The organism is Streptomyces sp. NPDC001380 (genome assembly GCF_042895785.1).
GTDB lineage: Bacteria > Actinomycetota > Actinomycetes > Streptomycetales > Streptomycetaceae > Peterkaempfera.
Genome location: NZ_JBIAWP010000023.1, coordinates 70,571 through 96,451 on the forward strand (window position 1 = coordinate 70,571; position 25,881 = coordinate 96,451).

The window sequence follows — 25,881 nt, forward strand, 5'->3', positions numbered from 1 at the left end:
GAACGTACACGACCGCCACGGTCGTCACGGTCCCGGTTGAACGGACGGTCCCCACCGCGGTCGCGGCTGAAGCCGCCACGGTCGTCCCGACGCTCGAACGAACGACCGCCACGGTCGTCACGGTCCCGGTTGAACGGACGGTCCCCACCGCGGTCGCGGCTGAAGCCGCCACGGTCGTCCCGACGCTCGAACGAACGGCCACCGCGGTCGTCACGGTCCCGGTTGAACGGACGGGTGCGCTCCTCCGCGTCGGCGGCCGGAGCGGCCTCCTCGGCGGCGGGGGCGGCGGACGGGGCGGCGTCGGTGTCCGCGGGGGCGGCCACCGGCGCGTCGGCCTCGGCCGCCGGGGCCTCGACGGCGTCGGACGGCTCGTCCTCGATGCCCAGCTCGGCGCGCTCGCGGGCGGCGCGGGCCGCCAGGCGGTCGGCGTCCTCGCGCAGCTCGGCGGCGCGGCGCTGCAGCTTCTCCAGGCGGCGGGCCAGGTCCTCGACCTCGCGCTCGGCGGCCTTCGCGGCGCCGGCCGCGCCCTCCGCCTGCACCTCGGTGAGCGAGCGGGCGCCGGTGATGCGGGCCACGTCGGCGTCGAAGGAACCGCCCACCACGTGGCGGGAGGCGTCCACCCCGGCGTCCTCCATGAGGCGGAAGACGCCGCGCCGCTGGTGCGGCAGGGCGAGGGTGACGACGATGCCGGACCGGCCGGCGCGCGCGGTGCGGCCGGAGCGGTGCAGGTAGTCCTTGTGGTCGCCGGCCGGGTCGACGTTGAGCACCAGGTCGATGCCGTCGACGTGGATGCCGCGGGCGGCGACGTCGGTGGCGACGAGCACGTGGACGTAGCCGTCCTTGAAGTCGCCCAGGGTCCGGGTGCGGGCGCCCTGGGTCATGCCGCCGTGCAGCGCGTCGGCGCGGACACCGGCCTCGCGCAGCTGCTCGGCGACGCGGTCGGCGCCCATCTGGGTGCGGACGAAGATGATGGTGCGGCCCTTGCGGGCGGCGATGGCGCTGGTGATCGGCGCCTTGTCCTTCGGCTTCACCACGAGGATGTGGTGGGTCATCGTGGTGACCGCGCCCGCGGAGGGGTCGACCTCGTGGGTGACCGGGTTCTGCAGGTAGCGCTTGACCAGGGTGTCGATCTCGTTCTCGAGGGTGGCCGAGAAGAGCATCCGCTGGCCGCCGGCCGGCACCAGGTCGAGGATCTCGGTGACCTCGGGCAGGAAGCCCATGTCCGCCATCTGGTCGGCCTCGTCGAGGACGGCGATCTGCACCTCGTCGAGGGTGGCGGCGCCGCGGTCGATCAGGTCGCGCAGGCGGCCGGGGGTGGCGACGAGGACGTCGACGCCCCGCTCCAGCGCGTAGATCTGACGCGGCATCGAGGTTCCGCCGCAGACCACCTTGAGGTTGAGGCCGAGCACCGAGCCGTAGGGCTCCAGCGCGTCGGAGACCTGCATCGCCAGCTCGCGGGTCGGGACGAGGATCAGGCCGCGCGGGCGCTTGGCCCGGGTGCGGCCCTCGGCCAGACGGGTGAGCAGGGGCAGGCCGAAGCTGAGGGTCTTGCCGGAGCCGGTGCGACCGCGGCCCAGCACGTCCTTGCCGGCCAGCGCGTCCGGGATGGTCGCGGCCTGGATGGGGAACGGGGTGGTGACGCCGCGCTTCGCGAGGGCGCGGACGATGTCCTGGTGCAGGCCCAGGTCGCCGAAGGTGACGGTCGGCTCCTCGGCGGCGCCGGCCTCGGGGGCCTCGGCGGTGCCGGGGTCGGCGGTGGTGGTGACGGGGGCGTCGACCTGCTGGTCGACGGCGGGGGCATCGGCGGCGGAACCGTCCGCGGGCATGGCGAAGCGGTCGTCGTCAACGAGAGACATGCAGAACCTTCCGGAAGTGGCACGCGCCTAAGTCCGCGGGTTCGCACAGACCGCCTCGATGCAGTCAAGCCACGGATCGCCGGAACGCGCCAAGGGCGCCTGTAGGGGAGCGGCGCCGGGCAGATGAAATCAAACGATCTACCACTATAGACGCCGCGGACGGGGGCACGCAAATCGCCCGTTCGGAGCACCGGCCGCCGGCCGGCCCGTCCGGGGCACACCGCCCGGCCCGCCCCGCGGCACGGGCCGCAGGACGTGCGGGGAACCCCGGCGGCGGGCCGGGTATTCCCGGCGGCGTGCCGCGGGCCGGGGCGGGCCGGCGGGGAGGCTCAGTGCGGCGAGCCGCCCGCACCGGCCGGCGCCGACGGGGAGGCGCCGCTGGGCGCGGGGTCCGGGGCGGGGGAGGCGGACGGCGACGCCGGGGAGGCGGGGGGCGACACGCTCGGCTGGGGGCTCGACGACGGGGAGGCACTCCCCGGAGGACCGCCCGTGCCCCCCGGGGCGGGCCGCCCGGTGGTCCCGGTACCGCCTCCGCCGGGCACCGGACCCGTCGGCGGCGCCGAGGCCCGGCCGGACGCGTGGGCCGTGGCGCCGGGGGTCGGCGAGGGGACCGCCGTCCCGGAGGCGGAGGGGGAGGCGTCCACCGTGCCCGGCCCCCTGGAGCCCGCCGGCACCGGGCGGGAGCCCCCGTACCCCGGACGGCCGCCCACCCCCCGGCCGACCTGGTCGGCCGCGCCCCGGCCGCCGTCGGACGTCGGCCCCTGGGAGGCGGGCACGCTGCTCACGTCCATGCAGCCGCCCAGCGCCCCGGCGGCCAGCACCGCGCCGGCCGCCGCGGCCAGGGCGCGGCCGAGGGCCCTGCGGCGCGGCACGGGCCGGGCGGCCGGCGCGGTGCGCGCGAGCCGGGTGGCGGGCGCCGCCGCCGCGGGACGACACGTCGCACATGTCACGGGAGTAACCGCAGTCACGGGAAAGCCTCTCGTACGCCCCACCCGGGCCGCCCGCTGCGTGCGGCCACTACGGGTGCCCAACGCGCGCACGGCCGTGAGGACACGGCCGCTGCGTCCGCCCGGGCGGCAGCCCGTACGGCAGCCCGTACGGCAGCGCGGCGGCCGTACGGCGGCAGTACGCTGGGAGGCCCCGCGGGGGCGCGCGACGGCGGGTGCGCCCGGCGCGCGCCGCGCCCCGCCGGGGCACGGCGACGAGGAGGAGCAGGCCCCGTGCAGACACCGCGGCCCGGCACCGCAGGGGCACCCCCGGCCTCCGCGTCCGGCCTCCCCCTTCCCGCCCCCCGGTCCGCCGTCCGGCCGCCCCTCCTTCGCGGCCAGGGCCCGGTGGTGGCGGTGGTGGCTGCCGGCGGCGTGCTGGGCGCCTGGGCCCGCTACGGGGCGACCCTGCTGTGGGCGACCGCGCCCGGCGCCCTCCCCTGGACCGTCCTGGCCGTCAACGCGGCCGGATGCGCCGCGATCGGCGTCTTCATGGTGCTCCTGACCGAGGCGTGGTCCGCGCACCGGCTGCTCCGGCCCTTCTTCGGCACGGGCGTGCTGGGCGGCTTCACCACCTTCTCCACCTACGCGGTCGACGCCCAGCGGCTGCTGGCGTCCGGCCGGGCCGCGACCGCCGCCGCCTACCTGGCCGCCACCGCTGCCGCGGCCCTGCTGTCCGTCTGGGCGGCGTCGGCCCTCACCCGCCGCCTGCTGCTCCGGAGGACCCGATGAGAACGACCGGACCCGCCGTGCGGCTCACCGTCCACATCAACGAGAGCGACACCTGGCACCACCGCCCCCTGCACTCCGAGATCGTCCACCGCGCCCACGCCGCCGGACTCGCCGGCGCGTCCGTCTTCCACGGCGTGGAGGGCTACGGCGCGTCCTCCCGGATCCACACCACCCGGCTGCTGTCGCTCAGCGAGGACCTGCCGGTGGCCGTGGTGATCGTCGACACCGAGGAGCGGATCCACGGGTTCCTCCCCCACCTGGACGAACTGCTCACCGGCGGCCTGGTGACCCTGGAGCGGGTCGAGGTGGTCCGCTGCGGCGGCCGCGGGCGGACGTCCGGCGGGCAGGCGTCCGGCGGGTACGGGGAGGCCGCCGGATGACCTGGCTGCTGGTCGCGGCCGGCGCCGCGGTCGGGGCGCCGCTGCGCTACCTCACCGACCGCGCGGTGCAGGCCCGGCACGACGCGGTCTTCCCCTGGGGCACGCTGGCCGTCAACGTCGCCGGCTGCCTCGTGCTGGGCGTCCTGACGGGCGCGGCCGCCGCCGGCGCCGCCCCGTCCTCGCTGCAGCTGCTGCTGGGCACCGGCCTGTGCGGGGCGCTGACCACCTACTCCACCTTCTCGTACGAGACGCTGCGGCTGGCCGAGCAGGGCGCCCGGCTGTACGCGGCGGCGAACGTCGCCGTGAGCATCGCCGCGGGCCTGGGCGCGGCCTTCGCCGGCGGAGGGATCGCCCGGGCCGTCTGGGGCTGAGCCGGGCCCGCCCGGGCCGGTGCGGGCGGCACGGGGCCCGGACCAGGCGCGGCACGGGGCCCGGACCGGGCGCGGCACGGGGTCCGGACCGGGCGCGGTGCGGGGTCTGGGCCGGGCGCGGCGCGGGCCCGACAATGGGCCTGTGGAGATGACCCGAGACGAGTTCGAGTCCCTCGTCGGCGACGCCCTGGACCGGATCCCCGCCGAGCTGGCGAAGCTCATGGACAATGTCGCCGTCTTCGTCGAGGAGGAGCCGGACCCCGGCGACCCGGAGCTGCTGGGCCTGTACGAGGGCACGCCGCTGACCGAGCGCGGCGAGTGGTACGCCGGGGTGCTGCCCGACCGGATCACCGTCTACATGGGCCCGACGCTGCGGATGTGCGGGACCCGCGAGGAGGTCGTCGAGGAGATCGGCACCACCGTCGTCCACGAGGTGGGCCACCACTTCGGCATCGACGACGAGCGGCTGCACGAACTCGGCTGGGCCTGACCGGAGGGCCCCTGACGCCGGGTCGGGAGCCCGGCGCCCGTCCGCGCCGCGCCCGGGCGCTCCCCGCCCGCGCCGGCATCCGTATAAGGGACGGGGCCCCCGGGCATGATCCCCAGCATGCCTGCCGACACCCGCCCCAGCCCGCGCACCGTGCCCGGCCCGGCCGGCCGGCCGCCCCGACGCGGACCGGGCCGGTTCCTACGGCCCGGACCCGGGCTGCGCCGCGCGGCCGTCCTGGCCGCGGTGGCGGTGTTCGGCGGGTGGCTCGGCCTGGTGGTCGCGGGAACCTCCCCAGCCAGGGTCGGGCCCGTGGAGACGCGGATGTCGCTCCACCCCGACCTGCACGGCGGCAGCCGGGTCGACATCGCCCCGCTCGGCTCCCTGGAACTGGACACCCACCGCGCGCCGCTCCGCCTGGACGTCGACGTCCGGCGGCTGAACCCCGACGCCGCCCGCGCCATCGCCAAGGACCCCGCCCGCCTCGCGAACCTCCAGGACGAGGTCGCCTCCGGCGTGGAGCACGGCATGCTGGAGCTCGGCCTGCGCGCCGCGGCCGCCGTCGCGGCCGGCTCCTGCGCGGTCGGGCTGGTCGTGTACCGCCGCCCGCGCCGCGCCCTGGCCGCCGCGGGCGCCTCGCTCGGGCTCCTGGCGGCGTCCCTCGGCGGGGCGGCCCTCAGCTGGAACCCCAAGTCGGTCCTGGAGCCGCACTTCACGGGCCTGCTGACCGGCGCGCCCCAGGTGGTCGGCAACGCCCGGTCGATCGTCGCCGACTTCGGCGTGTACCGGCAGGAGCTGGCCCGCCTGGTCGGCAACGTCACCAAGCTCTACGACGCCGCGACCACGCTGCCCGCCTACAACCCCGACCCGGGGACGGTGCGGGTGCTGCACGTCTCCGACATCCACCTCAACCCGGCCGCCTGGGACCTCATCCGCTCGGTGGTCGCCGAGTACCGGATCGACGCCGTCGTCGACACCGGCGACCTGATGGACCACGGCTCCGCCGCCGAGGACGCCTTCGCCGACGGCATCCCCGGCCTGGGCGCGCCCTACGTCTACGTGCGGGGCAACCACGACTCGGCCGGCAGCCAGGCGGCCGTCGCCCGGCAGCGGCACGCCGTCGTGCTCGACGAGGGCCGCACGGCGACCGTGGCGGGGCTGCGCATCGCGGGCTGGGGCGACCCGCAGTTCACCCCGGACCGGTCGGTCCAGGTGGGCGGGGAGCCGGCCGAGGAGGCGATGGGGAAGGCCTTCGCCGCGCGGATCGCCGGCATGCGGACGCCGCCGGACATCGCCGCCGTCCACGAGCCGACCGCCGCCCAGCAGCTCGACGGGCGGGTGCCGCTCGTCCTCGCCGGCCACACGCACGTGCGCGACACCCGGATGCTGGAGCACGGCACCCGGATCTTCGTCCAGGGCTCGACCGGCGGCTCCGGGCTGCGGGCGCTGGAGAGCAACCCGCCGACACCGGTCAGCCTCTCCGTCCTGTACTTCGACCGGGTGACCCACCGGCTGCAGGCCTGGGACGACATCACCCTGGGCGGCCTGGGCCGCACCACCGCCCAGATCGACCGGCACCTGGCCGACGAGTCCTCTTCCCCCGCGCCGGGCGGCCCGTCCGCCTCCCCCGCCGGGCCCCCGTCTCCGGGCCCGTCCGGCACGCCGGCAGGCTCCCCCGCGGGCGGTTCCCCGGCCTCCCCCGCCGGCGCCCCGTCCGGCACGCCGGCGGGCGCCTCCCCCGGCGCCACGCCGGGACGGCCGCCGGGACCGGCAACGGGGTCCGCGACGGGCTCCCCCCAGGACCCGGCGCCCTCGGCCTCCCCCTGACCGGCGGCGACGGGGCGACAGGCCGCAAACGGTTTTGGCGTTCCCGCCCGGCATCCCATATGCTTCTGAACGTCCCCGACGGCCGCAAGGAAGCCGGGTGGGCCATAAAGCCCTCATCGTCTAGTGGCCCAGGACGCCGCCCTTTCAAGGCGGTAGCACGGGTTCGAATCCCGTTGGGGGCACCGCAGTACCCATGCGCAGAGTCCATCTGCGTCACGAGGTCCCGTGGAGCAGTTGGTTAGCTCGCCACCCTGTCAAGGTGGAGGTCGCGGGTTCAAGTCCCGTCGGGATCGCTCATCCCCTAACCTGGGGATGCGCAGTGCAGTACGGCCAGGTAGCTCAGTTGGTACGAGCGTCCGCCTGAAAAGCGGAAGGTCGCCGGTTCGACCCCGGCCCTGGCCACCATGCTTGACCAGCAGCAGAACCCCCACCCCCTCCGGGATGGGGGTTCTTTTGCGTGCTCCTACGCCAACCCGTACCCCAACGGGTCAGCCCAGGCGCTCCCCGAGGGCACCGAGCGCCCTGCGCTGCTCGTCGAGGGAGGCGTGGGCGTAGACCTTCATCGTGACCGCGATGTCGCTGTGGCCGGCGATCTGGCGGACCACATGGGGCGGCACCCCGAGGTCGAGCAGCAGCGTGACGCAGGTGTGGCGGAGATCATGGAACCGGAGGTCCAGGCCGAGACGGCGCCGGAGCGGATACCAGCTGCGGCGGAGGTTGTCCGGCTCGATCGGCGTACCGACCCGGGAGGCGAAGACGAGCCCCCGTTCGGCCCACCGGTCCCCGGCCGCGGCGCGCTCCTGCGCCTGCCGCTCGCGGTGCTCCTCCAGGGCCTCGACCACTAGCGAGGGAAGCGGCAGCGTCCGCAGTGAGGAAGCCGTCTTGGTCGGGCCGAGCAACAGCTCCCCCTTCACCCGCTGGAGGTTGCTGGACACGATCAGCGTGCCGCGCTCCAGGTCGACGGCATCCCAGTGGAGGCCCAGCAGCTCGCCGCGGCGCATCCCCATGACGAGCGCGAGAACGTACAGCGCGTGCAGCCGGTCCTTGCGGGACTCCTTGAGCAGCAGCCGGGCCTGAGGGACGGTGAGCCCCTTCCCGATGCCGTAGTCGGGCGTCGGCACCTGCACGAGCTTGGCGACGTTCCGCACAATCAGCTCCTCGCGCACGGCGTTCTCCAGAGCGTTGCGGAGCACCGCGTGCACGGACTGCACCATGCGGCGCGACAGGTGGGAGCGGCAGCATTCCCCCGCCTCGCAGCACTTCGGCTCGGTACGGGCGGCGTCCCAGCCGTGCCGGCAGCACTGGCACGTCGTGGCCAGCCGCCCCAGCCAGTTGCGGATCTCCGCCGCCCGCAGCGTCCGCAGCTTCCGCTTGCCCAGGGCAGGGACCAGGTGGACCCGCACCACGCTTTCGTAGCCCTGGTACGTCTTGGGACGACGCTGGGCCTTGACGATGGCGGCCAGCCAGTAGGCCAGGTACTCCTCCACGGTCACGTTCGTGTCGGGGGTCGGGACGCCCTGGTTGTCCTGGGCCTGGAGGTTGGTGATCTTCTGGTGCGCTTCCTCGCGGGTCTTGCCGTACACCGAGACGCGCTTGCGGATGCCCGAGGTCGTGGTGACGTACGCCCGGCCGTGGTAGAGGCCGTCCTTCCGGCGGCTGATGCTTCCCTCACCGTTGGCACGCTTGGCCATCAGGCATTCCCCTCGATTCGGTTGCGGAGGAAGGTGGCGAGGCTGTCGGTGGGGATGCGGCGGGAACGGCCGATCTTGATGCTGGACAGCTCGCCGGAGCGCAGCAGGTCGTAGAGCTTGCTGCGGCTGAGCCGGAGCGCCGCCATGACCTCGGGGACGGTCAGGGCCTCGGGGGTGGCGGTGGTCACTGGGGTGCCTCCTCGGCGTCAGTGGGCGGAGTAGCGGTGCGGTGGCACGTGTCTTCGGTGCCGTGGGGCGGATGCGCAAGGGCGACTCCGGGCGGTGGGGGCGTGACAGAACCGCCAGAACTGACAGAACCCCCGACTGTGGGTTCTGAGCTGGGGATTCGGCGCCAGGGTGTGGTGTGACGAAACCTCCGGAAACTCCGCCAAAACCCGGGGTCGGCCGTGTGGCCGGGGTTGTGTCTGAGTTTCCGGAGGTTGTGTCTCGCGGCTGCCTGGCGGCGTTTGCGCTGGTCAGCCGTGCCGAAGCGGGGTTGTGTCAGTTCTGTCGGTTGTGTCCGGGGGTCAGGGGCCGGGGTGGGTGATGGCCGGGTGCAGCGCATACCGGGGCGCGGGCGGCCGACCGCCGCGGGAGGCACGAGCCGGGGGTGCTTCCTGGCGGAGCCAGCCGTGCTCTTCAAGCAGGGCCAGGGCGGGTTCGAGGTCGGCGACGGTGGGGAACTCGCCGCGGGGCAGCTTGCGGAACAGCTCCCGACGGGAGATGCGGTCGGCGGGGTTGGCGCGCAGCCAGTCCAGGACGGTGCGGGCGCCGGCGTGGGCGGGGTCGGAGCCCATGGCGTCGAAGACGGCCAGGGCGTGGGCGGTGAAGTAGTCCCCGAGGCGGCCGGCCGCGCGGATGGTGTCCGCGTCGATGGGGCGGGCATGGCCGTCGGCGGGGTGGGCGGCGAGGTGGAGGAGTCCGGCGAGGCGGGCGACGGCGCCGTCGAGTTTGCTGGCCCAGGTGTCGATGTGGGCCAGGGCCCCGCCCTTGCGGAGCTTGGGTTCGGTGCCCTGCTGGTGGGCCAGCATCGCGGCGTCCGCCTCGGGGGTGAGGGTGAGCACCGCCGGGTCCGTCCAGCCCGCCAGGGCCAGGGTCAGCGCCGCCACCTGCCGCGTGTACGCCTCCGCCACCGGTTCGGGGATGAGGTCGGGGGTGAGGTTGCGGTAGCCGACCAGGGAGGCCGGGAGGCAGTAGAGGAAGCGGGCGAGCAGGCCGCGGCCCTCGAACCCCTTGACCTTGGCGATGTCGGTGAACACGGACGGCTGGACGGCCAACCCCATGGTGAGGGCGGGGGCCTCGATGTACTGGCGGTCTCTTCCCTGCCGGTTGACCCGCAGCACGTCCCCGGCATGGCCCTTGAGGAAGACGTCCATGTTGGGGGTGCCGGAGTAGCGGCCGGCGATGATGTCGAAGATGCCGCCCTCCGGGGAGAGGACGGCCATTCGGCCGCCCTGCTCGGCCAGCAGCGTGGCCAGGCCCTCGGGGGTGACGTCGTCGGCCACCAGCTGCGGCCGCTCGGGGACGGTGGCCGCCTCGGCGGCCTGGGCCAGCGCGACGGCCTCGGCGGTCAGGGCGTCGCGCTCGTCGGGGGCGGCGTTCGCGGCCTTGGCCGCGGCCTTGTCGGCGGCGGCCCGGGCCAGGCGGGCGGTGGTCTCCGCCTCGGCGCGGGTGGCGGCGCTGGTCTCCACGAGGGCCTTCTCGACCGCGAGCAGGGGCGCGGTCATCAGGGAGAAGACGGCACTCTTGCGGTTGCCGGGCGGCAGGGCGACGGCGATGAAGGTGTTCACCGGCTCCCGCCACCGCCCCCGCACCGCCACCTGCGCGCGGCCGCCGGCGGCGGTGGAGAGCACCGACAGGGCGACGCACCCGGCCAGGTCCGGCGGGGTCTGCGTCTCCTCCGCCACCGCCGCGACCATGGCGGCCAGCCACGCGGGCAGGGCGTCGGTGGGGAACGGGGGCAGGGCGCGGGCCTGTCCGAGGGGGATGGGGTCCTCCCACACCTCCGCCTCGGGCTGCGGGGGCGGGGTGAGGGCGGCGTCCCAGTCCGCGAAGAGGGATCCGCCCACAGGGCTGTGGATGCTCACGCGGCCACCCCCGGGATCGTGAGCTGGGCGCCGCGGGCGAGGCCGGAGGCGAGGGTGCGGCGGATCTCCGCCTCCCCCAGCCCGACGGCGGCGGCGGCCTCGGTGAGTGCCCCTTCGGCGGCCTCGCGGGGCAGGGTGCCGGCGGCCACCAAGCGGCCGAGGGCGGCGGCGGCGCGGAACAGGGTGTGGTTGCGCTGCCCCTCCGGGGCGGTGCGGACGCGGACGGTCTCGCCGTCCAGGGCGGCGCGGCTGTAGGCGTCGGCGTCGCTCATCCGCTCCCGCCACCGGGCGGGGGTGATGCGCGGCGCCTGCCGGGCCGGGGCCTCTTTGCTGATCAGCAAGGAGGGAAGGGGCGCGGGCGGGACGTCGCGCTCCACGCGGTAGGAGACGCCGTCCACCACGGAGCCGGGGGCGAGGACGTAGCCGCCGCGGCAGCGGGTGTCCACCTTCCACCCCAGCGTGCCGACCGTGGACGGCGGCAGCGGCACTGCCTCGGGGACGGCGAAGTACAGGTGCAGCCCCCCGGACCGGGTCCGCACGGTGAACGTGCCGTCGGGGAACGGCAGGTGCGCGCGCTCGCACAGGACGGCGAGCACGTCCGCGCCGTCCACGACGCCGGGCAGCGCCCACGCCTCGGGCGGGGTGTCGCCGGGGTGCTTGGGGGTGTCCAGGTCCACCACCAGCAGCCGGGAGGGGCCGCAGGCCAGACCGATGTTGAACGGGCCGGACTGCCAGCAGCGGCGGATGCGGCCGGGGTCGGTGGTGGCGCGGTGCTCCCAGTCCCGGATGGCGGGCTTCTTGGCGCCGGGGGTGAGGGGGAAGACGTGCCAGCCGCGGCCGGCGCAGGCCAGCGCGGCGGAGGTCAGGGCGGGGTCGGGGCGTGCGGTCATGCGGGCGGTACTCCCTTCGAGCGGGAGGGGCACGGGCGCCCGCCCAGCACGGGGGCGGGCGCCGCGCGCGGGGCGGGTCAGAACAGGGCGTCGGCGTCGGGCGGGGCCGCCTCGGCGGTGCGGGCGGTGCGGCGGGCCGCGTCGTGGCAGGGCGGGCACCAGGCGGCCAGCTCCCCGGCGGGGAGGGCGGCGGCGCGGTGCGCCGGGAGGGTGAGGTGGGCGGGGTCGGCCGGGGCCGCGAGGAGGCGGACGGTGCCGCCGCCGTGGCGGTGATGGTGGCCGCCGTGGGCGCGGTCGCAGCGTCCGCCGCCGCGGGTGTGGGGGTCGCCGCACTGCCCGGCGCACTGGCAGCGATGGTTCGCGGTCTGCATGACGGCCTGCCAGGTGGCGGCCCCGACCAGGGGCGGGCGGGCGGTCATGCGGCCCTCACCTCCCCGTCGTGGCCGGTGCCGTCTGCGGTGGTGACGCGGTCGAGCAGGTGGCGCAGGGCGGCCTCGGCCTGCCGGGGGACGACGCCGTTGCCCAGGGCGCGGAGCTGGGCGGTGCGGGACAGGCCGTCGGTGGCGGTGACCCATCCGTCCGGCAGGCCCATCAGCCATTCCACGAAGGCGGGGTTCAGGCGTCCCAGAGCGTCGGTTGGTGCGGGCGCGGGCCGTCCGTGGAGGCGTTCCCAGCGGTGGACGGCGGGGGCGTAGGGGCCCCACTCCACATCAGGTCCGTGAGGGTCGGTGAGGTGGAGCGCGGGCGGCTGACGGTGGCCTGCCGGGCCCCCTTGGAGTCCCCCACCGTCGTGGTGGGCAGCAGGGAGACGGTGTGCCGCAGGTTCATCCCGCCCCGTGCGGCGTGCCCGGTCCCGGTAGCCTCCGAGGTGGAGGGGGTGGGCAGCAGGCGCCCGACCGTGCTCGGCAGGCCGTCGGGGTATCCCTTCCCCTTGGCGTCGCGGGCCCGGGGGGTGGGCAGGTCGGGCGAGCGCGAACAGGCGCCGTCGGGGGTGGGCGGCGCCCACGTCGGACGCGCGAACAGTGCACCACTCCGCATCGAGCCCGAGGCGGGCAAGGTCGGCGAGGACGGTGTCGAATCCCAGGGAAAGGTGCCCTGCGACGTTCTCCAGCACGACCCATCGGGGTCGAAGAACGCGAAGGGCGGCGGCGATGTGGGGCCACAGGTGTCGGGCATCGGCAACTCCCTTCCGCTTGCCCGCGGTGCTGAACGGCTGGCAGGGGTAGCCGGCGCAGAGCACGTCCACCGGCTCCACCCGGTGCCAGTCCACGGCGGTGAGGTCCCCCAGGTTGGGCACATCCGGCCAGTGCCGGGCCAGGATGCGGGCCGCGCCGGGGTCAACCTCGGCGTGCCAGACCGGTTCGGCGCCGAACACCGCGGCGGCGGCCAGGTCCAGCCCCCCGTATCCGGAGCACAGCGACCCCAACGCGAGCGGCCCGGCCATCACGCCGCCCTCCGCTCGGCGGCGGGACGGTGGCGGCGCCAGCGGCGCGGGGCAGCGGCGTAGGTGGGGGCGGGGTGCTCGGACAGCTCCCATCCGCCGCCGCCCCTCTTGGCCACGTACATCGCGGCGTCCGCTGCCGTCAGAGCGTCGGCCAGGGTGGTGCCGAGGGTGGCGAGGTGGCCGCCGAGCGAGGCGCCGACCGGCAGCAGGTCGGGCCCAAACGGGACGGGTTCGGTGAGGCAGTCGTACAGCCGGGCCAGGTGGACGGCGGCGGCCTCGGCGCGGGGGCAGGGGTGGGCGGTGGTGAACTCGTCCCCGCCGAACCTCCCCACCGCCCCGGTGGGGCCGACGGCGGCGACGAGGCGGTAGGCGATGTGCGCGAGGACGGCGTCTCCGGCGGCGTGGCCGCGGGTGTCGTTGAGGGCCTTGAAGCCGTCCAGGTCCACCAGCACCACCAGCACCGGTCGGCGGGCGATCAGGCGGGTGGCGCGGACGGTGAACGCGTCGCGGGTGTGCAGCCCGGTGAGCGGGTCGCGGCGGGCGGCGTCCAGGCGGCGGGCCAGGACGGTGGTGGTGGCGGCCCATCCGGCGAGCGGCACGCTTGCGGCGAGGATGGCCGGCAGGTGGCGCTGTGCGAGCAGCGCGGGCGGGTGCATCCTGAGATCTCCTGTTCCGTGTCGAGCGGTCAGGTAGGGCCCCGGGGCGGACGGCGGAACCTTGGCGGGAGATGCCGACCGGTCCCGGGGCTCGTGCATGGACGGGGTTAATCGGGCAGCGGGAGTTGCGGTGAGCGTGGAAGGATGACGCTGTGACTTCGAACCGAAAGGGCTATGCCGCGTAGGCGCCCGAACCTGCTCCGCGCTCAGCAGCGGAGATTGAGCTTTGGCAGACCCCTACGGCAGGTCGCCGGGGTGTCTGCCGCCACCCGAGTGGCCATCCGACGTGTCGAGTTGCAGAGCGACGGCCTGTTGCCGGGTGACGTCGCGGCAGACCTGGCCCGCTACCGGGAAGCGGTCTGCGAGCCCGGCCGTATGGATCTCTTTCCCTGTCCATGTCCGGGGTGTGACTGGCTCACAGCGCGTGACCGGTTGGACGTGGTGCTGCACCGATTGCCACCGCGGGCCAGAGCAGATCTCGGATGTCTTCTGGAGCCTCTGGACAATCGGCTACGGCGGCGTACAAGCCCGTTCATCGGCACGGTAAATGAGTGGGACGTAGGGCGGTGGTGGAGACAGCGAACGCTGCACTGAGCCACCGCGCCCCCCCGGCCCGCGACTACCGGACACAGGGGCTGCCTTCAGATCGCGCGCCGCATCCGAGCAGCCACAGGGGCGGTGCGGGTGTGCAGGGGGATGACCGGGGCCAGGTGCGCGGGTGCCTCGGTGGGCTGGCCGCCGTCCGGGGGCGGCGGGCCGTCGTCGTCCGGGCCGATGGTGCGCTTGGCGCGTTCGTCGGCGAGCATCGCCAGCACCGCCGCGCCCTGCCGGGCGGAGCGCCGCCAGGCGACGGCGAGCGGGGGCAGGAGGAGGGCGGCAGGGGCGGTGGCGGCGGCGAGGAACACCGCGTCGCCGGTCACCGGACCACGTCCGCGGCGGCGAGGGTGAGCAGGGCGGCCAAGTCCTCCCCGAGCAGGGCGAGGCGGTGTTCGATGCCGGTCCAGGACTCGGGGTCGATGTCGAGCAGGGCGCGGACGGCGGCGGGCCGGTCGCCGCTCTCCAGGGCGCGCAGGGCGTCCTTGAAGTGGGCGGCGGCCAGCGGCCGGACGCTGGGCGGCACGGGCAGGGCGGGCAGCGTGGGCACGGCGGCGGCTCCTTTCAGTGAAGCTGGGTCAGGGCGGTGATGGCGGAGGCGAGGGCGGTGTTGACGGGCCCGGCCAGGCCGGTGGAGGCGAGGGTGAAGCCGGACAGCCACACGGCGAGCGCGGTGCCGATGCCGACGCGCTTGGTCCACACCAGGACGCCGGTGATCAGGCCGAAGACGAACGCGGTCGAGAAGGTGATGAGCACGGCAGGACTCCCGATCAGTCGGGCGGTGCGTGGGCGGGGGGTCAGCGGGTGCCGGCGCGGTAGGTGCGGCGCCAGGCGTTGTAGAGGTGGCGGCCGGTGCGGATGCGGTGGCCGGTGGTCTTGCAGCGGCGGCAGTCCTTGCCGCGCTTGAGGCGGCCCTTGCGGTCGGTGGTGGTCTGGAAGCCGATGCCGTGGCAGGCGCGGCAGGGCCCGAACGGCTGGACCGCACACAGCCCGACGTAACCGAGCGTGACGGCGGCCAGGCAGGCGAGGGCGAGCAGGAGGAGGGTCACAGGGGGCCTCCGGGGCCGGTTTCGGGGGTTTGCGCAGGTGGGGTGCTATGCGCTAGCGCACTGGTGGGGTGGGTTTTGGGGTGCTAGCGGGGGTGCTAGCGCTAGCGGGGTGGGCCCGCTAGCGCTAGCACCCCGGGCGGGCGGTCAGGCGGACCGGTTCCGGTCACGCTCCGCGATCGCGGCGGTGATGTGGTCGCGGTCGTAGCCGCGCCGGTTGACGGTCTTGCCGTCGATGCGGCGGCCGATCTGCCCCGGCTCGATGCCCAGCGGCCGCAGGGCCGCGGCCAGCTGCTCCGGCGCCCATCCGGCGTAGGTGTCGGGGCGGAGGGCGGCCAGGGCGCCGGTCAGGGTCTCGCCCCACACCCGGGCCTCCCCGGACGGCCAGACCGCCTCCAGGTCGTCCAGCAGGGTGGCGTGCGGGTCGGAGCGCTCCGGCGCCTCCCCGGCCGCGTGCCCGGTGAGGGTGCCGGCCGCGGCGCGCATGGCGTGCGCGCGCTTGGCGATGGCCTCGGTGGCGGGGGTGTCGAGGTAGGCGGTCTTCACCACGGTCGGCGTCGCGGTGGCGCCGGCGAGGTAGCCCAGGCCGGCGTCGACCTCGGGGCGGAAGGTGGTGGCGCGGATGCCGTTCTTGTAGGCGGAGGTGCCCAGGATCATGTCGTTCTCGACCTGGCCGGCGACCCGCAGGCAGAACCGGATGGACACGTTCCCCGAGACGCCGGTGGGCAGGGAGTCCTTGTCGGGGCGCTGGGTGGCCAGGATGAGGATCACGCCGAACGCGCGGCCGATCTTGATGATGAACTCGGCGTCCTCCCCGGCCTGCTTGCCCACCTTGGCGTGGGCGAACAGGTTCTGGCACTCGTCCACGATGCAGACCAGCGGGTGCAGCCCGATCCGCTTGTCGGCGATCTCGCGGGTGACGCGCTTGTCCGGGCACAGGTCCCGCGGGAGCCTCTTCAGCGCGCCGGTGCGGCGCATCACCTCCTTGCGGAGCAGGGTGAGGGACTCGGCGGCGTACTCGATGGAGTCGTCGTCGATGCCGGAGACGAACCGGTGGGAGATGGGCTCGAAGGGGTCCAGGTCGCCGGAGCCCTTCAGCTCGTGCGTCCACATCTCCGCCGTGGGGTCCAGGGCGGCGCCGGCCGCGAGGACGCGGACGGAGGAGGTCTTGCCCTGGCCGGGCTGGGAGCCGAACAGCACGTTGTGCTGCACCAGCGGCACCGCGACCCACTGGCCGCGGGGGTTGCGGCCGAACGGCACGGGCTTGAACAGGTCGTGGCGGCCGGCCTTGGCCAGCGGCCATGCGATCTTCTCGGCCTTGGACAGGTCCTTGTCCCCGACCCACAGCACGAGCCGTCCCTCGTGCTCGTCCGCGTTGCCCTCCGGCCACACGCACCCCAGCGGGCGGCGCAGGCCCGAGGCCAGGCGCTTGCGGCGCTCCATGATGTCTCCGGCCGTCACGCCGTGGGGCAGATCGACGTCCGCGCGCCAGCCGGGGCCGTCGCGGGTGATGGGGGCGGGGAAGGTGATCTCCCCCTTGCCCATGCCGCCGATGCCCAGCGCCAGCAGCGCCCGCTCCACGATGTCCGAGGTGAGCCGCGGAGCGCGGGTCTTCACCACCGCGCGGGTGACCAGCGGGGCGTCGGCCGGGGCCCCGGCCCACCCCAGGGCCGCGACGGTGGCGGCGGCGAGCGCCAGGTGGGTCCAGCCGGGGGTCATGACCAGCAGCACCGCCACGAACGCGATCCCGAACGCGGCGACCAGGGCCGCGATCAGGGTCCGCAGCCGCACCTTGGCGTCCCGCTGTCGGGTGAGCCGCAGGTAGAGCTCCGCGTCCTCCTTGCGCACCGCCACCGCCCGCATCGGCGCCCCCTGGGCGTCGGCCACCCAGCGGCCAGCGCCTCCGATGACCCGGGCGGCACCGCGCGGGGCGCGGGCGGTCAGGCGGGCGGCGTACAGCGGGGAGCGGGCGGCGTGGTAGGCGGTGACGTAGGCGGCCTGGCCGGCGGCCCAGCGGGCGGCGGCCTTGAACTGCTCCGCGTTGCTGGCCCACTTCGGCAGGATCGGCTCCCGCCGCCGCTCGGCCGCCACGTCGGCGGGGGCGGCGGCCGGGTCGTCCACGTACACGGTGTCGTCCGGGTCGTCGTCCGCGTCCGCCGCGGTACCGACCACCGGCACGGCGGCAGGGTCGCCGGAGGGGCGGCGGGCGGTGCGGGCCTTGCCCAGGTCCACCACCTCACCCCCCGGCGTCTCGGGGAAGTCGGCGGTCAGGTCCGCCTCCAGGCGGGCGAACAGCTCATCGTCCGGGTCGGGCAGGTCGTGGTTCACTTCGCGTGCCTCTCTCATGAGTGGAGGTGCCGGGGCGCGCCGGAAGCCGGCAAGCGAGGGCGCACCCCGGGTCGAAACAGGAGATGTGGCGCAAGATCGGTCAGGCTGCGGCCGAGGCGGCATAAGCCACTCTGAGCTGGGCTTTTGACCTTTCGCCGGGGAGTTGAGCGGCTGTAGCCTGCGACGGCCCTCGTTCAGACGGGAGGGTCGTCGACTGAGCGAGGAACCTCATGAGCAACTCGACCGACGCCGCAGGCGGTTGGTTCACCCTGTCCCTGGTCAACGCGGGTCTTGCGCAGGGCAAGGGCCGCAGCGGCTTGAACTGGTGGTTTGTGTCCCTGCTCCTCGGGCCGATAGCCACGCTGCTGATCGTCCTGTGGTCGCCCCTGCCGAAGAAGAGCGTCTAGCCGCAGCCAGCAGTACGGCAGCGTGGGCGAGCGTCACCAGAGGCGACCCTCACTCACCCGCCGCGGCGTCCGGAGCGGCCTCCTGGGCGGGGTCTGCCTCGGGGGCCGGGCCGGTGACCAGGTGCAGCCCTGCCGGGTGCGCGGCAGCGGTCCGTTCGGCCCTGAGGGCGTCCCGCAGGGTGCGGGCCCTCTCGGCGGAGGTGCGGACCGCGACCCGGATCCGGTCGGCCGTCAGCTCCCGGTCCGGCCACCCGGCGGTGGCGGCCCGGGCCTCGGTCAGTAGCTCCTCCGCAGTGCGGACCGGTCGGGCCGACCGGGCGGCGGCCGGGAGCTTCCCGGTCGGCTTGCGCGGCCGGACCGCACGGGCGGTCGCGGTCGGGCGGGAGTCGGCCGCCACGGCGGCGACCGGTGCTGCCTCGGTCGGGGGCGGGGGCGGCGGGGCGTAGACCGGCTTCTCCGGGGCGGGGTCGGCCGGGGCGGGCAGGTCAGGCACCGACCGATTCGTCATGGTCTGTGGCGCTTCGCCGGTCGCGGGGCGGTGGTGGAGGACCTTGGCGACCAGGTCGGAGCCGTAGAAGATGGAGCCGACCGGCAGCGAGGTGGCCAGCAGCACCAGGGCCCAGTTGGCGGGCGACCAGTCGGCCAGCCGCACCCGGCCGGAGCCGTGCAGGCCGGGCACCAGACCGTGCACGTAGTTCAGCACCAGCGACGCGGCGGTGTACCCGGCCAGGATCCGCAGGGCGAACCGGCGGTCGCCCTCGGGCAGGACCAGGGCGGCGACCAGGGCGAGGGCCATGAGGCCGTCGACCACCAGGGGGTAGACGGTGGCGGCGACCGGGTCCGCGCCGATCGCGTGGGCCACGTCGCGCAGGGCGTTCCAGGAGACCCGGAACGCCATGCCGACCACGGCCAGCAGTCCGAGCACGAGCAGGATCTTCGGTCCGCGCTTCACCGGGCACCCCCGGTAGCGGCCTCGCGGGCCCGGCGGGCGGCCTCGGCCGCGGCGTGGGCGGCGGCAGCGGCGGCCCTGGCCGCCTCGGCGGCGCGGGCGGCGGCCTCGCGGGCGGCGGCGGTCACCGGGCACCTCCCCGGGTGTCGCGGCCCGGCGTGCGGGCGGGGCCGGTGGGGCGGGCGGCGTCGGAGAGGACGTCCACGGCCAGGACCATGGCGCCCATGACGAGCAGCAGCAGCCGCACCGGGACGGCGGGGGTGATGCCCAGCAGCCACGCCAGGCCGGCGAGCACGGCCAGCAGCCGCAGTCGGGCGAGCACGGCAGGGAACGGTCCGGTCCTCATGCCGCCACCCCCGCCGGGACGGCGAGGCGGCGGGCAGCGGCCGGCCGCCGGGAGCCCAGCGGCACGGGGGCGGTGGTGAGCAGAGCGGCGGCGTAGGCGGCCAGCTCCGGGTCCTCCCGGCGCAGGTCCGCCAGCACCGCGTCCGCGACATCCAGCCGCGCCGCCCGCTCCTCGGGCGACTCCGGGCTAGCCGGGCCGGCGAACAGCTCGGTGTCGATACCGAGCGCCAGCTCGGCGAACTCCGCCGCCGTAGCGGCGTACTGACCTGAAACGAAGGTCCTCACGGGTCGGTCTACTTCACGGGTCGGATCGGCCCGGAGCGGGGCGGCTGCGCTTTCCTTGGCCGGGAGGCAGCCGCCCCGACTCATAAGCCGGGGCCACTCATCGGATGACGAGCAGCCATGACCCCCGTCCTGCGGCAGACACCTGCAGGACGAGGACCAAAAACACTCGTGCAGCGCCGACCTCGCTCCGCCCGGGCATCCCGGGCGGAGCGAGGTCGGCGGTGTCGTCTCTTCGGGAGCGCGCTCCCGTTTCAGGCACAGACGACGTGACCTTTCGGTCTTGCCCTCCGGTTGACCAGGGGTCCGGGTCCCTCGGCCCGCTCTGTCCCGGGCCCCTTTAGGCATGGCGCAGCAGCCCCGACTCGGACTGCTCCGGTCGGGCTTGCGGCCACATGAGAAAACTGGACCGGTGGACCGGTCCAGTCAAGCAAGTTGCAGCCACTTCGCGAGGGCAGAGAACGTTCCTGCAGCTAGGAGGGCATGAAGCGCATGAAAAAAGCTGGACCGGCGGACCGGTCCAGCTTTGCGCTTGTGCTGCAGCTACATCGCGTAGGTGTCCACCTGTTCATAGAGGCTCCCGGGAGTCACGCCCTCCTCGCACACCAGAGGGCGCCCCTCCTGGTCGAGGGCCGTATGCAGCACCACGGCCACGGGAGCGGAGCCCGACAGTGCAAGGTGCAGGGCTTCGGTCTCGGTGGCCAGCCGCACCGTGGTCACGTCCACGCCCTCCACGGGGAACCGGCCGGTCTGCCGGCGCACGTACCGCGTCGTACCCTCCGCGATGGGCGCGGTCTGCGCCAGCCGCGGCGAAGCCTGGGCCACCTCGGGCGGGAACCATGCCTGCACGTAGCTGTGCGGGCTGCCGTCAGGAAGCTGCAGCACACGGATGCGGCGAAGCGCCTCCGCGCCGGCCTCCATCCGGAGTGCGGCAGCCACGTGCGCCGGGGGTTCGGCCCAGTCGGGCGCCCCGATGCGCAGGAACGGCATTCCGCCAGCCACCCGCGCCGAACCAGCGCGACGCCCGCCCGCCGGCCGGGCAACCGGCGTCTCGGTGACGACGAAGCCCGTGCCCTGCCTGGCCTCCACCACGCCGTCGTTCCGCAGCACGTCCATGGCCTTGACGGCGGTGGCCCGCGAGACGCCCCACTGCTCGGCCAGGTCCCGCCCGGACGGCAGGGTCTCCCCAGGCGCGAACTCCCCTGCTGCGATCCGGGAGCGCAGGGACTCCGCGATCTCTTCGTACTTCAACAGAGCCATGGCTCCCCTTGTCGGTAGCAGTGCTGGACTGGTCCACCGGTACACAGGATACTGCCGTTATGTCGAAACCAGAGTTGGCACCAGAGATCGAGCGCTTCTACTCTCAGGTCATCGACGAGGACGCTCGCCTGAGCGCGTCTGCAGACGGGCGGCTTGAACTGCTCCGCACTCAGGAGATCCTGCGGCGCTTCCTCCCGCCGGCCCCCGCACGCATCCTGGACGTCGGCGGCGGCACCGGCGTACACGCCCGCTGGCTGGTCGAAGATGGCTACCGCGTCGATCTAGTTGATCCCATTGCGCGACACGTAGAACAGGCGGCGGAGATCTGCCCTGCATCACTGGGCGACGCTCGCGCGCTGGAAGCGGTGGGCGCCAGCTATGACGTCGTACAGATCCTGGGTCCCCTCTATCACCTGCCGGACCCTGCCGACCGGCACCAGACCCTCACCGAAGCACGTCGTGTGCTCGCCCCCGGAGGACTAGTCGCAGCCGCCGCTATCAACCGATACTCGGCGCTCTTCGAGCACGCAGCTCTCGCCCACCTGCAGAACGAGCGGCTGCAGGTGACCATCTCCGAAATCCTCCGCACAGCCATCCACGACGGCACGCGCGGGTTCACCCTCGCGTACTTTCACCGCGCTGAGGAACTGGCGGATGAACTGCGAGCCGTGGGGTTTATCGACGTGACGGTGTTCGGGATCGAGGGACCCGCTTGGTCGCTCCTCAAGACGGCGGAGCACCTGCCTGCTATCGAGCCGTCCGCGCTTCAAGCGCTCTTCGAGTCTGTCCTCACCGCAGCGCGACTGGCGGAGCCGTACCCTGAGCTCCTCTCAGCAAGCTCTCACCTGCTCGCAGTGGGAAGGGCTCCGGAGTAGCTCAGACATGGCTGCCGCTTGGCTGCAGGCCGCATACGCCCCGGAAGCGATGCAGCGCCGGACTGGTGCAAGTAACAACCTTCTCCACGGGTTCAAGGCACCCGCCGCGCACGGCGCGGCGCGCGCGGCCCGTCGCCCTGGCCTGCGCTCCCGTCTCCGCCCCGCTCCAGCCCGGCCGCCAGCCGTACGACTGACGGCTCGGGTTGATGGGCGACGAACCCGCGATGCGACCGAGGGCATACACGAGTGTGGCTCAAGACGATGCCTCTGGCGGGAGCCTCAGGCTCCGAGATGGAGAGGCTCACGGGTGGGCGCCGGCCTGTGGGGTGAGGCGGTGGGAGTTGGGGCCGGGGCGGGTAGAAGCAGCGGGATGATGGCCCGTAGGCCGCCGGGCTTCACGAGAACTGAGCCCCCGCAGATGCCCAACCCCTTATGAGATTGAGCAACTAGATCGTAAACTACAGCCCTTGCTGAGTCGGACGAATCGGGGGCCATGGTGCGCGACCCAGTACCCAGAGCGCAGGAGAAGATCGTTATCCAACGCAGCGGCGACCGTTGCGCGTACCCAAGTTGCGGCATTGCCCTCAGCATCGATGCCAAGACAGCTGCAGACCTGCACAAGGCCGTAGGCAAGGTTGCACACATCCGTGCGGCGAGCGCGAACGGCCCACGCTACGACAAGGACATGACACCGGAACAGAGAGGCAGCGCCGATAATCTCGTGTATCTGTGCGGCCCTCATCACGACATCGTCGACACTCAGCTCGATTACCACACCGTCGAGTTCCTGCAAGACATCAAGGCCAAACACGAGCACACCGTTGCCCGGGCCATGAGCCATGCGATGGGCCAGGTAGGATTCGACGACCTTGAGCTTGTATGCAAGTTCATCGGAACCGGGGACGAGCGCACCAGCGACGAGATCGTAATTCCGATCGACATCAAGCGCAAAATTGAGCTCAATTCACTTGGGCCGATAGCCGAGGAACGCATTCGAGTCGGGCTTGCCAAGTCGACCGAAGTTGAAGATTTCCTGTCCGCAATCGGCAAATTGCGCCCAAATTTCGGAAACCGCCTTGCGGCCCGATTCAAAAGCGAATATTACAGCGGCTTCGCTCAGGGGCTTCAAGGCGACGATCTTTTCGAGTTCATTTGCGCCGTAGCTCTAGATAACGCTGGTCCCGTTGAAAACGATAAACTACGTGCAGCGACGCTTGCGACGGTAGCCTACCTATTCCAACTCTGCGAGCTGTTCGAGCATGAGCATCCTGCTGCCTAATCGATACCTGAAGCCATCCGATAGCTTGGCGGTACATGCGGCCGAGCTGTATCGAAGCATGCCACCAGCAGCATCGGTGGGCGCCGGATGGGCCACCTATCGCTCACTCTTCGGCTCACTCCCCTTCGAACGATTCGTGTTGACGCTGGACGTACTCGTAGGCCTCGGGGTTCTCCGCCTTGAAGGCCAACAACTCGTTAAAGGGGCCGAAAGTGCTGCGTAAGATTTCATCGAATTTTGCATCGTTCCAGCCTATCACTTTCGGCCCAGGATTCAATGTGGTTCTGGCCGAAATGGCACCAGGCGCATCGGATAAGCACAGCAGAAATGCCCGAGGGAAGACAACTCTCATCCAGGCAATCAACTATTGCCTTGGTGGGACGCTTTCGAAATCGATGACCCCGCTAGGCGCAGCCGGGTGGTCATTTACGCTAGAGCTCGACCTCTTTGGCAGCACACTGGCCGCCACGCGCAATCTTAAGGGCGGCAATAGGCTTCGCTTGGATTATCCGACAGAGCTTTCTGGAACTCTTCGCCCTTACGTCGACGAAAACTCGACAATCTCCGTGGACGATTGGAAGTTCCTTCTGGGGCTTGGGCTGTTTTCCCTAGATCGAGTTGGAGAGCGTGGCGACCGCGGGATCTCCGCCCGAACGCTTCTTTCATACGTCGTTCGCACTGACGCCGTCAAAGATCCCCTGAAGATCATTCCGCAGCAGCCAGCCTGGAGCTCTCGCGAGCATGTGGCGTACCTGTTGAACCTGAACTGGGAACTTGTGCGTGACCTTTCTCGACTTGAAGAGGACTCTGACACTTACAAGGCCATCGCGCGAGCTACCAAGAACAACCTGCTGCCCGGAGCCTTGCGACCGGAGCCAGAACTCATGCTGGAGCTAGTGGAGGCGCAACGGACCCTTGCAGAACTCACCTCCCGCGTCCAAGGTTTCCAAGTAGTTGACGATCCAGGTGGCCTTATCGTCAGGGCCGACAGGGTTACCGAAGAGCTGAAGGAACTCAGAAATGAGGCCCTTGTAGATCGCCGCATGATCGAACTGTATACAGAATCTATCGAGAGCGAGCAGGGAACGCGGGACGCAGGGGCCGGCGAAGCGGTAGCCGAACTTTACGAGGAGATGCAGAGGGCCTTTAATCCCGAGGCCCTGCAAAGCTTCGAGAAGGTTGAAGCATTCCATCAGCAATTGATGGGAAACAGGAGAAGGTTTCTCTCGTCTGAACTGGAGCGCCTTAGGGCACAGCAAGCCGAACGCGACGAGAGGATAAGAGCACTAACCAGCTCAAGGAATTCGATTCTTGCCGTCCTTGATGCTGGTGGTGCCCTTGAAGAGCTGTCCGCCTTGCAGAACGAGTGCGCTCAGGCAGCAGCGCGAGTAACTGAGGTGGAGACCGCACTCACCAATGTACGGTATTTGGCGGAAGCGCAAGAAGGCGTGAGGGTGCAAAAAGCGCAACTCCGCCAAGAGACCGCTCGAGATCTCAGCGCAAATCGACAGAAACTGGATTCTGTCGCCACGCGCTTCGATCGGATGATGCAGGAGCTGTATGGGGTTGGCGGTGTCCTCACCGCCGAAGTTGATGACCTCGGATTCAAATTCACAATCCGCGTATCCACCTCTGCAAGTGGTGGAGTTACAAGAATGCAACTGCTTTGCTTTGACCTTACTTTGATGGCAGAGGGAACCGGAGAAAGCCACCACCCAGGATTTCTAATTCACGACTCTGTCGTCTTCGACGGGGTGGACCCGCGGCAGGTTGCTGCTGGCCTGAGCCTTGTACGGGAGACCGTAGAGGACGTGGGCGGTCAGTACATTTGCACGATGAACAGCAACGACGTCCCGGAATCCGTGGTCAAGGCCGACTGGTTCATCGAGGGAACTCGGAGAATCGTCCTGGACACCGAAGAAGGAGGGATCTTGGGGACATCCTTCTAGTCGATGATGGGCGGTCCAGCGTCTTGCGGGCCAAAGTCTCGCCGCTGGCCCAGACTTGGGCGCCGTGGCCTGTTAGTGGACAGGGGGGTGTCATTCTCCATCGAAGCAGGTTTGACCTGCAGAAATCTGTGAGGCGCACGGGGCCTCCGAAACCGTGTGTGCAATCCACAGTTTCGGAGGCCAGGCGCGTTCAGGCCGACTTCCGCTGCCCAGGGAACAAGAGTTCATGCTGATGCCAGCCGAGGTAGCGGTCTCGGCGCAGCTCAGCAGCACCCCATTCAAGCCTCATCACCCCCTGGTCCATCGAGCAGGCGTAGGCGAGCAGGACCAGGCCAGCATCTGGGTCCAGCTGGTTCAGGTCGCTGCAGATCTCTTCCTGCTGCTCTTCCAGGCCGAGGTCCAGCTCTCCTTGCATCGGCTCGGGTCCGTGGCGGCGGATGAGATCGGCTTGCAGGCCGGCAGCACGCTTGAGCCTGGCAGCCGTGACCGGTACGTCCCTCTTGGCGTAGCGGATCGGGTAGAGGATGTTCCCGCGGGCCACTATCACCGTGCGAGCCAGCAGCCGAACGGGAACGGCACCGGGGAGGTCTCCCAGCCCGGATGCCAGCTCCTCGAACTGAGCTGCGTACAGTCCATGGCCGTATGCCTCCAGTGTCTGAGTATGAACGCCCTGGTGTCCGTCTTTGGCTCGTGCATGAGCACGAATCAGGCACTCAGGGATGGCCCGGGCCAGCGGATCGGCCAGGTCACCGAAGGTCTGGTGTGCCCATTCCGAGATCAAAAAGTCATCCCCCACGAAGCACCCTCCTGGTCCATGACCATGACGCGCCAGAGAGGAGACCACAAGGGGGCGCAGAGGGGGAGCACTGGCGCAGACGGCAGCCGAACACTCGTGATTGCTCCCTTTGGGCGTGAAGACCAAGCTACTCAGACTGACGGCAATGAGCCCGAGCGGTGCCGAACGCCCGCAGGCTCCCGGGCACGGCAGCGCGGGTCCAGGGAACTCAAGTTGGTGCCGGTGCCTGCACCTTCTAAATACCTGCCCCAGCTGCTGACGGAACCACACTGAACCGCCCCGGTTGGAATGGAGACTCGATTCCCTGAGAGGATTGAGTCATGGCACGTCCCTCCCCTTATCCCGCTGAGCTGCGGCGTCGTGC

Annotated in this window: 29 protein-coding genes, 3 tRNA genes and 1 pseudogene; 12 read left to right on the plus strand and 21 right to left on the minus strand. The window is 72.2% G+C overall.

Translation table 11 applies throughout. The annotated features are described in order from the left end of the window. On the minus strand, positions 1-1,856 hold a 1,856-nt coding region (locus ACFY07_RS23995; protein WP_390871492.1), incomplete at its 3' end, for a DEAD/DEAH box helicase. Positions 1,857-3,076: 1,220 nt separating this feature from the next. Between ACFY07_RS23995 and ACFY07_RS24000 the strand changes: the two genes are divergently transcribed. The 8 genes from ACFY07_RS24000 to ACFY07_RS24035 all read left to right on the plus strand — a co-directional run bounded on the left by ACFY07_RS24000 (position 3,077) and on the right by ACFY07_RS24035 (position 7,044). Next, a complete protein-coding gene (locus ACFY07_RS24000; protein ID WP_390871494.1) occupies positions 3,077-3,574 on the plus strand; it encodes a fluoride efflux transporter FluC in 498 nt (165 codons plus the stop codon). Next, positions 3,571-3,954 (plus strand): DUF190 domain-containing protein, encoded by a 384-nt coding sequence (locus ACFY07_RS24005; RefSeq protein ID WP_390871496.1) that lies wholly within the window; start codon positions 3,571-3,573, stop codon positions 3,952-3,954. The genes ACFY07_RS24000 and ACFY07_RS24005 overlap by 4 nt, the downstream gene beginning before the upstream one ends. Beyond that, on the plus strand, positions 3,951-4,325 hold the full coding sequence (crcB, locus tag ACFY07_RS24010) for a fluoride efflux transporter CrcB (RefSeq protein WP_390871498.1): 375 nt from the start codon (positions 3,951-3,953) through the stop codon (positions 4,323-4,325). The genes ACFY07_RS24005 and crcB overlap by 4 nt, the downstream gene beginning before the upstream one ends. 148 nt (positions 4,326-4,473) lie before the next feature. Next, positions 4,474-4,815, plus strand: coding sequence for a metallopeptidase family protein (locus tag ACFY07_RS24015; RefSeq protein ID WP_230652238.1), 342 nt, complete (start codon positions 4,474-4,476; stop codon positions 4,813-4,815). A 117-nt stretch (positions 4,816-4,932) separates the two neighbouring features. Further along, a complete protein-coding gene (locus tag ACFY07_RS24020) occupies positions 4,933-6,639 on the plus strand; it encodes a metallophosphoesterase (protein ID WP_390871500.1) in 1,707 nt (568 codons plus the stop codon). A gap of 109 nt (positions 6,640-6,748) precedes the next feature. Beyond that, a tRNA-Glu gene (locus ACFY07_RS24025) sits at positions 6,749-6,821 on the plus strand. A 37-nt stretch (positions 6,822-6,858) separates the two neighbouring features. Continuing rightward, positions 6,859-6,932, plus strand: a tRNA-Asp gene (locus tag ACFY07_RS24030). Between the two features lie 35 nt (positions 6,933-6,967). Beyond that, a tRNA-Phe gene (locus ACFY07_RS24035) sits at positions 6,968-7,044 on the plus strand. Between the two features lie 83 nt (positions 7,045-7,127). Here ACFY07_RS24035 and xerC read toward each other — a convergent pair. The 14 genes and pseudogenes from xerC to ACFY07_RS24105 all read right to left on the minus strand — a co-directional run bounded on the left by xerC (position 7,128) and on the right by ACFY07_RS24105 (position 17,375). Continuing rightward, on the minus strand, positions 7,128-8,330 hold the full coding sequence (gene xerC, locus ACFY07_RS24040; RefSeq protein ID WP_390871502.1) for a tyrosine recombinase XerC: 1,203 nt from the start codon (positions 8,328-8,330) through the stop codon (positions 7,128-7,130). Then, positions 8,330-8,518, minus strand: coding sequence for a helix-turn-helix domain-containing protein (locus ACFY07_RS24045; RefSeq protein WP_390871504.1), 189 nt, complete (start codon positions 8,516-8,518; stop codon positions 8,330-8,332). Before ACFY07_RS24045 ends, xerC begins: the two co-directional genes overlap by 1 nt. A 339-nt stretch (positions 8,519-8,857) precedes the next feature. Further along, the gene (locus ACFY07_RS24050) at positions 8,858-10,411 is read right to left on the minus strand and encodes a YfjI family protein (RefSeq protein ID WP_390871544.1); all 1,554 of its coding nucleotides are present in this window, start codon (positions 10,409-10,411) and stop codon (positions 8,858-8,860) included. A gap of 2 nt (positions 10,412-10,413) precedes the next feature. Next, positions 10,414-11,307 carry a bifunctional DNA primase/polymerase gene (locus ACFY07_RS24055; protein ID WP_390871506.1) on the minus strand — a complete coding sequence of 298 codons (894 nt, stop codon included), beginning with the start codon at positions 11,305-11,307 and terminating at the stop codon, positions 10,414-10,416. A 77-nt stretch (positions 11,308-11,384) separates the two neighbouring features. After that, positions 11,385-11,726 (minus strand): hypothetical protein, encoded by a 342-nt coding sequence (locus ACFY07_RS24060; protein ID WP_390871508.1) that lies wholly within the window; start codon positions 11,724-11,726, stop codon positions 11,385-11,387. Then, positions 11,723-11,911 carry a hypothetical protein gene (locus ACFY07_RS24065; protein WP_390871546.1) on the minus strand — a complete coding sequence of 63 codons (189 nt, stop codon included), beginning with the start codon at positions 11,909-11,911 and terminating at the stop codon, positions 11,723-11,725. The genes ACFY07_RS24060 and ACFY07_RS24065 overlap by 4 nt, the downstream gene beginning before the upstream one ends. A gap of 11 nt (positions 11,912-11,922) precedes the next feature. Next, positions 11,923-12,345: a hypothetical protein gene (locus ACFY07_RS24070; protein WP_390871548.1), complete on the minus strand. Its 423-nt coding sequence runs from the start codon at positions 12,343-12,345 to the stop codon at positions 11,923-11,925. Beyond that, positions 12,332-12,844: pseudogene (locus ACFY07_RS24075) on the minus strand (DNA cytosine methyltransferase); the annotation flags it as partial. The pseudogene ACFY07_RS24075 and the gene ACFY07_RS24070, both read right to left, overlap by 14 nt. Then, a complete protein-coding gene (locus ACFY07_RS24080; RefSeq protein ID WP_390871510.1) occupies positions 12,751-13,407 on the minus strand; it encodes a GGDEF domain-containing protein in 657 nt (218 codons plus the stop codon). The pseudogene ACFY07_RS24075 and the gene ACFY07_RS24080, both read right to left, overlap by 94 nt. A 641-nt stretch (positions 13,408-14,048) precedes the next feature. After that, positions 14,049-14,327 (minus strand): hypothetical protein, encoded by a 279-nt coding sequence (locus ACFY07_RS24085; RefSeq protein ID WP_390871512.1) that lies wholly within the window; start codon positions 14,325-14,327, stop codon positions 14,049-14,051. Next, positions 14,324-14,551 carry a hypothetical protein gene (locus ACFY07_RS24090; protein WP_390871514.1) on the minus strand — a complete coding sequence of 76 codons (228 nt, stop codon included), beginning with the start codon at positions 14,549-14,551 and terminating at the stop codon, positions 14,324-14,326. The genes ACFY07_RS24085 and ACFY07_RS24090 overlap by 4 nt, the downstream gene beginning before the upstream one ends. A 14-nt stretch (positions 14,552-14,565) precedes the next feature. Further along, positions 14,566-14,757 (minus strand): hypothetical protein, encoded by a 192-nt coding sequence (locus tag ACFY07_RS24095; RefSeq protein WP_390871516.1) that lies wholly within the window; start codon positions 14,755-14,757, stop codon positions 14,566-14,568. Between the two features lie 41 nt (positions 14,758-14,798). Beyond that, positions 14,799-15,050 (minus strand): hypothetical protein, encoded by a 252-nt coding sequence (locus tag ACFY07_RS24100; RefSeq protein ID WP_390871518.1) that lies wholly within the window; start codon positions 15,048-15,050, stop codon positions 14,799-14,801. 144 nt (positions 15,051-15,194) lie between these two features. Further along, complete coding sequence (locus ACFY07_RS24105) at positions 15,195-17,375, minus strand: cell division protein FtsK (RefSeq protein ID WP_390871520.1); 2,181 nt, start codon at positions 17,373-17,375, stop codon at positions 15,195-15,197. A 230-nt stretch (positions 17,376-17,605) separates the two neighbouring features. Here ACFY07_RS24105 and ACFY07_RS24110 point away from each other — a divergent pair, with 230 nt between their 5' ends. Continuing rightward, a complete protein-coding gene (locus tag ACFY07_RS24110; protein ID WP_230746529.1) occupies positions 17,606-17,782 on the plus strand; it encodes a hypothetical protein in 177 nt (58 codons plus the stop codon). A 49-nt stretch (positions 17,783-17,831) separates the two neighbouring features. On the opposite strand, the gene ACFY07_RS24115 is transcribed toward ACFY07_RS24110, so the two are convergent. From ACFY07_RS24115 to ACFY07_RS24135, 5 genes are all read right to left on the minus strand, one after another. Continuing rightward, positions 17,832-18,734: a DUF2637 domain-containing protein gene (locus tag ACFY07_RS24115; protein ID WP_390871523.1), complete on the minus strand. Its 903-nt coding sequence runs from the start codon at positions 18,732-18,734 to the stop codon at positions 17,832-17,834. Continuing rightward, the gene (locus ACFY07_RS24120) at positions 18,731-18,859 is read right to left on the minus strand and encodes a hypothetical protein (protein WP_255744274.1); all 129 of its coding nucleotides are present in this window, start codon (positions 18,857-18,859) and stop codon (positions 18,731-18,733) included. The genes ACFY07_RS24115 and ACFY07_RS24120 overlap by 4 nt, the downstream gene beginning before the upstream one ends. After that, positions 18,856-19,077 (minus strand): hypothetical protein, encoded by a 222-nt coding sequence (locus tag ACFY07_RS24125; protein WP_390871525.1) that lies wholly within the window; start codon positions 19,075-19,077, stop codon positions 18,856-18,858. The genes ACFY07_RS24120 and ACFY07_RS24125 overlap by 4 nt, the downstream gene beginning before the upstream one ends. Continuing rightward, on the minus strand, positions 19,074-19,361 hold the full coding sequence (locus tag ACFY07_RS24130; protein WP_390871527.1) for a hypothetical protein: 288 nt from the start codon (positions 19,359-19,361) through the stop codon (positions 19,074-19,076). The genes ACFY07_RS24125 and ACFY07_RS24130 overlap by 4 nt, the downstream gene beginning before the upstream one ends. Before the next feature lie 540 nt (positions 19,362-19,901). Beyond that, positions 19,902-20,618: a GntR family transcriptional regulator gene (locus ACFY07_RS24135; protein ID WP_390871529.1), complete on the minus strand. Its 717-nt coding sequence runs from the start codon at positions 20,616-20,618 to the stop codon at positions 19,902-19,904. Between the two features lie 59 nt (positions 20,619-20,677). Between ACFY07_RS24135 and ACFY07_RS24140 the strand changes: the two genes are divergently transcribed. From ACFY07_RS24140 to ACFY07_RS24150, 3 genes are all read left to right on the plus strand, one after another. Beyond that, positions 20,678-21,493 carry a class I SAM-dependent methyltransferase gene (locus ACFY07_RS24140; protein ID WP_390871530.1) on the plus strand — a complete coding sequence of 272 codons (816 nt, stop codon included), beginning with the start codon at positions 20,678-20,680 and terminating at the stop codon, positions 21,491-21,493. Positions 21,494-21,986: 493 nt separating this feature from the next. Further along, positions 21,987-22,772 (plus strand): ABC-three component system protein, encoded by a 786-nt coding sequence (locus ACFY07_RS24145; protein ID WP_390871533.1) that lies wholly within the window; start codon positions 21,987-21,989, stop codon positions 22,770-22,772. A gap of 278 nt (positions 22,773-23,050) precedes the next feature. After that, on the plus strand, positions 23,051-24,721 hold the full coding sequence (locus tag ACFY07_RS24150) for a DUF2326 domain-containing protein (RefSeq protein WP_390871535.1): 1,671 nt from the start codon (positions 23,051-23,053) through the stop codon (positions 24,719-24,721). A gap of 190 nt (positions 24,722-24,911) precedes the next feature. On the opposite strand, the gene ACFY07_RS24155 is transcribed toward ACFY07_RS24150, so the two are convergent. Next, positions 24,912-25,517: a hypothetical protein gene (locus ACFY07_RS24155; protein ID WP_390871536.1), complete on the minus strand. Its 606-nt coding sequence runs from the start codon at positions 25,515-25,517 to the stop codon at positions 24,912-24,914. Positions 25,518-25,881: the final 364 nt, after the last annotated feature.